The 9170-nt window shown below is 62.4% G+C and carries 11 protein-coding genes, 1 tRNA gene and 1 pseudogene; 6 read left to right on the top strand and 7 right to left on the bottom strand.

Going from position 1 to position 9170, the window contains the following annotated elements; all coding sequences use genetic code 11:
- The 6 genes and pseudogenes from bla to HP547_RS24040 all read right to left on the bottom strand — a co-directional run.
- The coding region (gene bla, locus HP547_RS24065; RefSeq protein WP_172287835.1) for a class A beta-lactamase at window positions 1-863 on the bottom strand (863 nt) is incomplete at its 3' end.
- A 172-nt stretch (window positions 864-1035) separates the two neighbouring features.
- Window positions 1036-1965, bottom strand: a complete 930-nt coding sequence (locus HP547_RS24060; protein WP_172287832.1) for a malate dehydrogenase — start codon at window positions 1963-1965, stop codon at window positions 1036-1038.
- Window positions 1966-2208: 243 nt separating this feature from the next.
- Window positions 2209-2436, bottom strand: a complete 228-nt coding sequence (locus tag HP547_RS24055; RefSeq protein ID WP_172287830.1) for a hypothetical protein — start codon at window positions 2434-2436, stop codon at window positions 2209-2211.
- Between the two features lie 677 nt (window positions 2437-3113).
- Window positions 3114-3425 (bottom strand): annotated as a pseudogene (locus HP547_RS24050) (Fic/DOC family N-terminal domain-containing protein); the annotation flags it as partial.
- 254 nt (window positions 3426-3679) lie between these two features.
- A tRNA-Thr gene (locus HP547_RS24045) sits at window positions 3680-3755 on the bottom strand.
- A 71-nt stretch (window positions 3756-3826) separates the two neighbouring features.
- Window positions 3827-4237 carry a pilin gene (locus HP547_RS24040; protein ID WP_172287827.1) on the bottom strand — a complete coding sequence of 137 codons (411 nt, stop codon included), beginning with the start codon at window positions 4235-4237 and terminating at the stop codon, window positions 3827-3829.
- 215 nt (window positions 4238-4452) lie between these two features.
- Between HP547_RS24040 and HP547_RS24035 the strand changes: the two genes are divergently transcribed.
- From HP547_RS24035 to yacG, 4 genes are read left to right on the top strand one after another with little or no spacing between them, the layout of a single operon-like run.
- Window positions 4453-5661 (top strand): type II secretion system F family protein, encoded by a 1209-nt coding sequence (locus HP547_RS24035; RefSeq protein WP_172287825.1) that lies wholly within the window; start codon window positions 4453-4455, stop codon window positions 5659-5661.
- A 2-nt stretch (window positions 5662-5663) separates the two neighbouring features.
- On the top strand, window positions 5664-6515 hold the full coding sequence (locus tag HP547_RS24030) for an A24 family peptidase (protein ID WP_172287822.1): 852 nt from the start codon (window positions 5664-5666) through the stop codon (window positions 6513-6515).
- A 14-nt stretch (window positions 6516-6529) separates the two neighbouring features.
- Window positions 6530-7153: a dephospho-CoA kinase gene (gene coaE, locus HP547_RS24025; RefSeq protein WP_172232106.1), complete on the top strand. Its 624-nt coding sequence runs from the start codon at window positions 6530-6532 to the stop codon at window positions 7151-7153.
- On the top strand, window positions 7150-7350 hold the full coding sequence (gene yacG / locus HP547_RS24020) for a DNA gyrase inhibitor YacG (protein WP_172228568.1): 201 nt from the start codon (window positions 7150-7152) through the stop codon (window positions 7348-7350). Before coaE ends, yacG begins: the two co-directional genes overlap by 4 nt.
- A gap of 80 nt (window positions 7351-7430) precedes the next feature.
- On the opposite strand, the gene HP547_RS24015 is transcribed toward yacG, so the two are convergent.
- Window positions 7431-8165, bottom strand: a complete 735-nt coding sequence (locus HP547_RS24015) for an energy-coupling factor ABC transporter permease (RefSeq protein ID WP_172228570.1) — start codon at window positions 8163-8165, stop codon at window positions 7431-7433.
- A 59-nt stretch (window positions 8166-8224) separates the two neighbouring features.
- On the opposite strand from HP547_RS24015, the gene HP547_RS24010 reads away from it, so the two are divergent.
- Entirely contained in the window at window positions 8225-8656 is a 432-nt protein-coding gene (locus tag HP547_RS24010) for a hypothetical protein (protein ID WP_172287820.1), read from the top strand.
- A 55-nt stretch (window positions 8657-8711) separates the two neighbouring features.
- Window positions 8712-9170: DUF1780 domain-containing protein (locus HP547_RS24005; RefSeq protein ID WP_172287817.1), on the top strand; the 459-nt coding region annotated here is incomplete at its 3' end.

Genomic DNA, 9170 nt, shown 5'->3' with positions numbered 1-9170 from the left:
GCCTCCCATACCACACGCGTGGCAGCGGCGACGGGTTCGCTGCGCCATGGTGAATCCTTCTTCGCGCCATGGGTAAACACCACCAGAATCCAGGGCGCGCGGCCTTCCGGCCAGATGATCGCCACGTCGTTGGCCACGCCGTAGTCACCCGAGCCTGTCTTGTCGCCCACCACCCAGCCCTGCGGCAGGCCCGCACGGATACGGACATCGCCCGTGGTATTGCCTTTCAACCAGGCCTGCAACTGTTCACGGCCCGCAACGGGCAGCGCGTCGGTCAGCAGCAAGCGCTGCAGGGTCGTACCCATCGCGATGGGTGTCGTGGTGTCACGCAGGTCGCCGGGTATGGCCGTGTTCAGGCCGGGCTCGTTGCGGTCGAGGCGGAAAACCGGGTCGCCCATGCTACGGGCGAAAGCCGTCAGCCCGGCGGGGCCGCCGACCTGCTCAAGCAGCAGGTTGCCTGCGGTGTTGTCGCTGTATTGCACGGTGGCGGCGCACAGTTCGGCAACGGTCATGCCCTTGCCTACGTGCTTCTCGGTGATGGGGGAATACACCACGAGCTGTTCTTTGCCGTACGGGATGCGGCGCTGCAACAGCCCTGGGTCTTTCTGGCTTTGGTGCAGGATTGCGCCTGCCAGTATGGCCTTGAAGGTACTGCAGAAAGCAAAGCGCTGTTCGGCCCGGTAGGCCAGTTGCTTGCCGGTGGCGGTGTCGAGCGCCCACAGGCCGAGAGTGACGCCCTCGGCCTGCTCCAGTTGCTGCAACTGTTCAGTGACCGGATCGGCTGCCCACGCAGGCAAGGCCATGGCAGCGGCGCAAACAATTGCCCCCTGAAGCAGGTGGCGGCGGTGAATGGGCTGGTTCATGTCAGCTCCCACTGAAAAACGAAGGGGGAGACTAGAAGGTTTCAACCCAGATACAAAGCCACTGAAACACAATTGCCACGATCGAGGGGCTTTGGCCTGATGCCTGTCAGGTGATTCTTACATAGAGCCATTGGGGCTGCCGCGACGGGCCCTCCTTGGCCCGAACTAACGCTTACAACGCCTCCATCTCCGCGATATCCCGCGCCACCTGATCGGCAGAATGGTCGAACATCGCCTGCTCCTGCGCATCCAGCGGCAGCGCTATCACCCGAGCCAGCCCTTCTTCTGTCAGCACACACGGCACGCCCATCGCAATGCCCTTGCGCCCGTACTCACCCTCGAGAATCGCCACCGCGGGCAGAATGCGGTTTCGCCGATTGGCGATGGCATCCACCATCTGCGCAATGGCCACACCCGGCGCATCGCAGGCGCTGCCCATCTTCTTCAGGTTGAGGATCTCGCCGCCACCTTTGCGGGTGCGCTCGACAATTCGCTCGATCTGCTCACTGGACAAGAAGTGGGACAGCGGCACCGAGCCGATCTGGCAGTAGCGCATCAGCGGCACCATGCTGTCGCCATGCCCGCCCAGCACCAGCGCGGTGATATCCCGGGCAGAAAAGCCGGTTTCCTCGGCGATGAAACACTTCATGCGCGCGGTATCGAGCACACCGGCCTGGCCGAACACCTTGTCGCGGCCCAGCCCGCTGACGCTCCAGGCGCGGTAGGTGAGCACGTCCACCGGGTTGGACACCACCAGCACCGTTGCCGCCGGCGCATGCTGTTTGATATCCGCCATGATGCCATCGAGAATCGGCAGGTTGATGCTGAGCACATCCTGACGCGACTGCCCTGGCTTGCGCGGTACCCCTGCGGTGATCACCACCATTTCAGAGCCCGCCAGCATCTCGGCCTTGGCCCCACCGGATACCCGCGTGTCGGAGCCGGATTCCACTGCAGCCTGCCACACATCCAGCGCCTTGCCCTGCGCGAGCTCGCCCTGCACGTCCATCAACACCAGTTCACGGCACAGCTCTTCGCGGGCGATGACTTGCGCCGCCGCCTCGCCGACCAGGCCGGCACCCACGATTGTTAGCTTGTTCACCTGACACCTCCCAGCGGCGCGCGCCACCAGGAACACGCCTGCGTAGAGAGAAGTATTGCTTGCCGGGGCGAAAAGGCCAGGCGTGCCCACGGGGATCGCATCAGGTGCTTGCCGCCAAAACGCGATCCCTGTAGGAGCTGGCTTGCCTGCGAAGGGCTGCGCAGCAGCCCCAACGAGCTCAAACCAGCCCCTGCCGCCCGGACCGACCTGCGCTCTCACAGCGCAACACAGGGAATACGCCGCCTATTCCGCCGGGTCCTGAGCATGATGTTCCATCACCTTCCCGCACTGCTCACTGGCCAATCGGCTGATGATGCGGATCGCCTGATGGATGCCAGCCGTGTTGCGGAAACTGAGGCGCGGGTTGTGTTCGCATTCCAGCATCTCATCGTGCTGCACCAGCGCCTCGCCTAGCAGTTCCAGGGTCCAGGCGTAGCTTTGAATGGTGGAAAGGCGTTCGATGTCAGTCATGGTGTGCCTCCGGTCTGTCGGAGACGGAGCGGGATCGGTCGTGAGTGAGCTCAATGAGATTCGGCGAGGCGCGCCGGCGGCGAACGAGTGCGTGGATCACGGATGGACTTGAGATAAGCATGCATGAGGCTCCAAGTTTTAGTTGGAGCTGCCACGATCCTTCCTACGGGATTGGGTGGCAGCTGTGTGTGGGGTAGGAATACCGGGAAACTTGGAAACCCGGCCAGGCCGAAGCCTGCCCACACACAGCCGCCATGACACAGCACGGCAGGCACAAAAAAAGCGCCAGCTGTGGTGCAGGGGCGCCTAGTGCGTGCGCCAAGTTTACCAACGGGTTCCTACGCCCGGTCACGGATTTTACGTGACCTGGAAATTTAGCCTCACATCTCGCGGAAGAGCAAGTATGGGAGCTGTAGGAATCGTCGCTGAATGTTGTGCGAAAGGCAGTGAACGTGCACGATCAGGGCTTTTAACTACATTTTATTGCTAATGCACATAGAAGCTGACTACAACAGTCAGGCGACTGGAAAGCGGAGGTCAAAATACGCGGGCACCATCGGCCTTGAAGCCGGAGTTCGGAAGGTGAGTCCGTCGGACGGAAAATGAAACCCTACTTCACGGCCGGTCATGGCATGCAGTTCGCGGATGGTGTGTTCGGTCAGGGCTACACCGGGCTAGACCACAGCTTTTATGTAGTCCATCGCTTTTTCGATGTTGGCGACCTCCAGCAGCTGGTCGGTACTTTCCGCTTTGCCTTCGACCTTGCTGTCGATGTACTCCGCCAGCGTAGTCTGGTTGCCCTCGATCCGTGCAGATCCCAAGCTCTCCGGCGTATGAAACAACCCTTTGAGCTGGAAGAAAACGTGCGGTGGGGTGTCGCCCTCCAATCTGAGCCTGCGCAGAAACTCGAGCTCGCTCTGGACGTCGACCAGGCGGGAGTCGAATGAAGGGGTCAGCAGCTGGAGATCGTGATGGGTAAAGGTTGCCACCTAAGAATTATCTCTAGCCGGAAAATTCATTATGTGGAAAAAATCAGAAAAATAGTCCGAAAACATTGGGCGAAACCGCATCGCCAGATAAGCATTATCTGGAAAGTGGTGCAACCTTGAGTGGAAAATTGCTGAACGATAAGTTGAACGATCAGGGAGGATGACCGCTTGGGCGGCAAGAAACCGGCAACAAGAAAGCCCGCACAAGACGGGCTTTCATGGGGGAGTTGCCGAAGGGGAACGGCCTTGCTATGTGGTGCCGGAGACAGGAATCGAACCTGCGACCTTCGCGTTACGAGTGCGCTGCTCTACCGACTGAGCTACACCGGCGTGTAGCGCAACGTACCACTGCTCGCACCCGTTACGCAAACCCCTGTTTCCTCGGGATTATTGCCCTACCCTCAGGCCCCCTTGCACCCGTTCGGTGCCAGGTCTTCCTCGATGTCGGTGGTGCAACTCCAGCCGGCAGGGGTGCGCGTCAGGGTCAGTGCCTTGCCGACCACGGCGGCCGGTGCGTCCACCAGCGTGCAAGCGATGCTGGCAGTGCCGTCCGACGCTTTGCCGCTGGCGGTGATCGCGCAGTGCGCGGTCGCCGGATGGCCGCCGAGCGCGGTCACGCTGGCGACGTCCTTGCCGTCGTTCAAGCGCAAATCCATCGGGGTCTTCAGTGCGCTGATTTCCAGCAAGCCGGCCGCGGCCTTCGAGCGTGACTGGTGGTTGGTGTACATCGGTAAGGCGATGGTCGCCAGAATGCCAATGATCGCGACGACGATCATCAGTTCGATCAGGGTGATACCGCGTTGCCCTTTCATGAACGGTTTCCTTTTTCATACGCATACGTATTGGGGTCAATCGCGCCCCAACCGGCAGCGGCGCAGTAGGCCTGAACAGACACCTTTTGTCACCCCTGCCCGCTTGGGCGTCATCTTCGCTGAACTACTCTAGTGAGCATCACGGACGCGCGCCCTGGCATGGACGCGGCAAGCTGTTTCCAGGCTTGTCGCAGGGGCTATAAAAGGACCTTTGCATGACTCTATCGACACTCCTCTACAGCTGGCACGGCACCGACGCCAATGGCGCGCAGGTCAGTGGCCAGGCGTCCGGGCGCAGCCCGGCTTATGTGCGTGCGGAGCTGATCCGCCAGGGCATTAATGTCGCCAGCCTGCGCCCGGCCGGCGGGTTTGCGTTCAGTTTGCCCAAGCGGCGGGGGAAAGCCGACCCGGCGGGTTTCAGCCGACAGTTGGCGACATTGCTGAAGGCGGGTGTGCCGTTGTTGCAGGCGTTCGAAGTGATGGGGCGCAGTGGCTGCGATGCAGCACAGGCGGCATTGCTGGATAGATTGAAACAGGATGTGGCCTCGGGCCTGGGGCTGGCAGATGCGTTGCAGCGCCATCCGGCGTGGTTCGATGCGCTGTATTGCAACCTTGTACGGGTAGGCGAGCAGTCCGGCACGCTGGACCGGCAGCTGGAGCAACTGGCGGGGATGCTTGAACAGCGTGGGGCGCTGCACAAGAAGGTGCGCAAGGCGATGGTCTACCCGCTGCTGCTGTTGCTGACGGGGCTGGGGGTGGCGGCGGTCTTGTTGCTGGAGGTGATCCCGCAGTTTGAAAACATGTTCGCCGGCATGGGCGCGGCTTTGCCGGCATTTACCCAGTGGGTGATCGACTTGTCCACAGGGCTGAGCCGGTCTGCGCCGTTGTTGTTGCTGATGGCTGTGACGGTGGGTGTGACCGTGCGCCAGCTCTACCGGCAGCATGCATCAGCGCGCCTGTGGATATCTCGACGGGTGTTGGCGTTGCCGGTGTTCGGCAAGCTGCTGGGGCAGGCGGCGCTGGCGCGCTTTGCGCGCAGCCTGGCGACGTCTTATGGCGCTGGTGTGCCTTTGCTGGATGCGTTGGGCACGGTGGCCAAGGTGTGCGGCGGCGACTTGCATGAGCAGGCGGTGCTGCGGCTGCGCCAGGGCATGGCCAATGGGCAGGGACTGAACCAGGCGATGGCCGGTGAACCGCTGTTTCCGCCGTTGCTGGTGCAGCTGACGGGCATCGGTGAATCCAGTGGCACGCTGGACCTGATGCTGGAGAAGGCCGCCAACCATTACGAGGAACAGGTCAGCCAGGCACTGGACCAGTTGACCAGCCTGCTGGAGCCAGCCATCGTGCTGATCCTGGGCGTGCTGGTGGGCGGCCTGGTAGTGGCGATGTACATGCCGATCTTCCAGCTGGGTAGTTTGATCTGAACATGACTTCATGGATTTTTTTGGCTGAGCAGCCGGCGTACTTCCTGACCTTGGCCACGGTGCTGGGGCTACTGGTGGGCAGTTTTCTCAACGTGGTGGTGTATCGCCTGCCGATCATGCTGGAGCGGCAATGGCAGCGGGAAGCGCAGGAGGTGCTAGGGCTGCCGGTTGCGCAACACGCACGCTTCGACCTGTGCCTGCCCGCGTCGCGCTGCCCGCATTGCGCGCATCAGATTCGCGCGTGGGAGAACATTCCGGTCATCAGCTACCTGGCCTTGCGTGGCCGCTGTTCATCGTGCAAAGCCCGCATCAGCCTGCGCTACCCGTTGGTGGAGGTGGCCAGCGCCCTGCTTTCACTGCTGGTGGCCTGGCGTTTTGGCGCCTCGGCCGGGGCCTTGCTGGCCCTGCCGCTGACCTGGTGCCTGCTGGCCTTGAGCCTGATCGATGCCGAGCATCAGCTGTTGCCGGACGTGCTGGTGTTGCCGATGGTGTGGCTGGGGCTGATCGTGAACGCCTTTGGCATTTATGCACCGCTGACCGATGCGCTGTGGGGCGCGGTGGCCGGCTACCTGAGCCTGTGGACCGTTTACTGGGTGTTCAAGCTGATCACCGGCAAGGAAGGCATGGGCTACGGCGACTTCAAGCTGATGGCGCTGATCGGGGCTTGGGGCGGCTGGCAGGTGTTGCCGTTGACACTGCTGCTGTCGTCAGTGGTCGGGGCGCTGGTTGGCCTGTGCCTGCTGCGTTTGCGCCGGCACCAGATGGGCGCGGCGATGCCGTTCGGGCCTTATCTGGCGATTGCGGGGTGGATTGCTGTGCTCTGGGGTGATGAAATATACGCCTCTTACCTGTAACTGCTTGGATTCTGATGACCACTGCAGCCTTTACCCCCTGGATTCTCGGGCTTACCGGCGGCATCGGCAGCGGCAAAAGCGCTGCTGCCGAGCGCTTCGTCGAGCTTGGCGTGCACCTGGTCGATGCCGACCAGGCCGCGCGCTGGGTGGTCGAACCCGGCCGGCCGGCCCTGGCCAGCATCGTCGAGCGCTTCGGCCCTGGTGTGCTGCAGGCGGACGGCCAGCTTGATCGCGCGGCCCTGCGCCAGCTGATTTTCGCCGACCCGGCGCAGCGCAAATGGCTGGAGCAATTGCTGCACCCGCTGATCGGGCAGGAGATTTTCAGCTACCTGGCCAAGGCCCAATCGCCTTATGCGGTGTATGTGTCGCCGCTGCTGATCGAGTCGGGGCAATACCAGAAGACCCAGCGGGTGCTGGTGATCGATGCGCCGCAAGAGTTGCAGGTGGCGCGTACACTGGCGCGGGACAACACCAGTGCCGAGCAGGTGCAGGCGATTCTGGGGGCCCAGCTGGCCCGGGAAGAACGCCTGCGCCATGCCGATGATGTGGTGGTCAATGACGGCGACCTGGCCGCGTTGCATCAGCAGATCGACACACTGCATCACTTTTACCTGACTTTACGAGGAGGCCAGCCATGAGCCAGCCATTGACCGTCGACTGCCCGACCTGTGGCGCACCTGTGGAATGGAACGATAACAACACATTCCGGCCGTTTTGCTCGGACCGCTGCAAGCTGATCGACCTGGGGGCCTGGGCGGCGGAAGAGCACAAGATTCCGGGGGCGGAAGAGTCCGAGGATGAGCTGTATTCGGGGGACCTGGAGCCGCGGCACTGATCCGGTAGCAGGTTGGCTGGGCCGGCCTCTTCGCGGCGATCCGATTTACCCGCGAAAGGGGCGGCACAGCCAACACTTATCTATCGCTCATCTTCCTTCCACGGCGCCTGCAAATAACGCGTACGGTTGAAGGTTTCCAGCCACTCCGGGCAAAACACCACCAGCGCGCTGATCACCATGCCGTTGATGAACGCTTCGGGGAACATCATCAGCCACAGGTAGCCGACAAAGTCGCTGAGCCATTCCGGCATGGCGAAACGCCCATCCAGCCACAACACCCCCAGCCCGGCCAGCAGGCAAGCCAGCACCGTCAGCGCAGCGGGGAAAAAGCCTGAACAGAAGATATAGACGAACAGGTTGCGCGGCTGGGCGCGCTCGACCAGCAGGGCACATGCTTCAGTGATCAGTACCGGCAGGCCCACCAGCAACAGCCCGTTCACCCCTAGTGCCGCGAGGTCCTGGCGCCCTAGCGCCAGCAGGCCTAGCTGGGCCATGAACCCACCCAGCACCGCCAGCGGCCAGTCCAGCAGTAGCGTGACTGCTGTCATGCCAATGAAGTGATAGGAAACGCCGGTATCGAAATCGCGCCTGACCAGCCACAGGGCAAACAGGCAGAACACCGTGCCAAACAGCAGATGCTGGCGGCGCCGGTCGGTGAACAATTCCACCCAGCGGGCGCGGCTGGCCGCCCAGACCAGCAAGGGCACGTAGCCAAGCCAGCCAAGGGCAAGGCTGGTGTCGGACAACACCTGTGCGCTGATCACCGGACGCAATGCCCCTTTCAACCCTGTGGATAAGGCTGAGTCTACACCCATTCTCCGTTTCTTCCGGCTGCGGTAGGCTGGCGCATCATTCGATGCAGGGAGCATTGGCAATGCCTGAAGGAATCAACCCTGCGCTGCTGTTGGCCGCAGCGCTCAACGCTTTTATCGGCATTTTGCACCTGGCGATCATCGCCGTGGGGCCACGCTGGTACCGGTTGTTCGGCGCCGGCGAGCACATGGCCGTGGCCGCCGAAAAAGGCCGCTGGTACCCCGCGCTGATCACGACCGCCATCGCCGCTGTACTGCTGCTCTGGTTGGCGTATGCGTTGTCCGCTGCCGGGGCGATTGCCAGGCTGCCGTTGCTGCTGCCGGCCCTTTGCCTGATTACCCTGGTGTATCTGGCCCGCGGCCTGCTGGGGCCGAAGTTGCTGGCAGGGACTGGCCGCTCACAGCGGTTTATCGTGGTCAGTTCGCTGATCTGCCTGGGCTTTGGCCTGGTGCATCTGTTCGGGCTGGTTCAGCAGTGGTCGGCACTCACCTGAATATTGCGCACAAACAGCATCTTACCGTCATCGATTAGCGACTAAGCTTGTGGGCATGGATGACTCAGACTATTTGCGCCTGCTTACCATCCAGGCGGAACAAGCCAATGCCTTTCTCTCCAACGCCCGCAAGTGGGAGCGGGAGCGTTGGGTGTGCCAGCGCCTGTTGCAAGGGCTGAACATCCCCTACCGCAGCGAGGACTTCACCCCGGCAGGCCAGGAGCCACCCGACGTGCTGTTCCGCGATGCCGCCTTCGAGGTGTTTTTCGTGCTCGACGAGGGCCGCCGGCTGAACGATGAATGGCGCGAAGAGCTGCAGCGTCGGCGCAGCGCGTTCTCGTTGGCGCAACTGGTGCGCCGCGAAGCCCGCCCGCGGCGCATCAGTGCCACCGAACTGCTGGGGCGCCTGGCGCCGACCCTGCGCAAGAAGGCGCACAACTATCGGGAACGCGGGCTGGAGCTGAACGAGCTGGACATCATTGCCTTCTCAAGCCTGAAGCGCGAAGTGCTCGAC

Source organism: Pseudomonas sp. CM27, assembly GCF_013179515.1.
Lineage (GTDB): Bacteria > Pseudomonadota > Gammaproteobacteria > Pseudomonadales > Pseudomonadaceae > Aquipseudomonas.
The sequence above is the reverse complement of the archived record's forward strand: the minus strand, read 5'-3'. Positions and strand labels throughout refer to the sequence as shown.

Coding starts and splice junctions, on each gene's coding strand:
- HP547_RS24055 (WP_172287830.1), bottom strand. CDS start 2,436: ATGACTGACATCGAACGCCTTTCCACCATTCAAAGCTACGCCTGGACC.
- HP547_RS24040 (WP_172287827.1), bottom strand. CDS start 4,237: ATGAAAGGGCAACGCGGTATCACCCTGATCGAACTGATGATCGTCGTC.
- HP547_RS24035 (WP_172287825.1), top strand. CDS start 4,453: ATGACTCTATCGACACTCCTCTACAGCTGGCACGGCACCGACGCCAAT.
- HP547_RS24030 (WP_172287822.1), top strand. CDS start 5,664: ATGACTTCATGGATTTTTTTGGCTGAGCAGCCGGCGTACTTCCTGACC.
- coaE (WP_172232106.1), top strand. CDS start 6,530: ATGACCACTGCAGCCTTTACCCCCTGGATTCTCGGGCTTACCGGCGGC.
- yacG (WP_172228568.1), top strand. CDS start 7,150: ATGAGCCAGCCATTGACCGTCGACTGCCCGACCTGTGGCGCACCTGTG.
- HP547_RS24015 (WP_172228570.1), bottom strand. CDS start 8,165: ATGGGTGTAGACTCAGCCTTATCCACAGGGTTGAAAGGGGCATTGCGT.
- HP547_RS24010 (WP_172287820.1), top strand. CDS start 8,225: ATGCCTGAAGGAATCAACCCTGCGCTGCTGTTGGCCGCAGCGCTCAAC.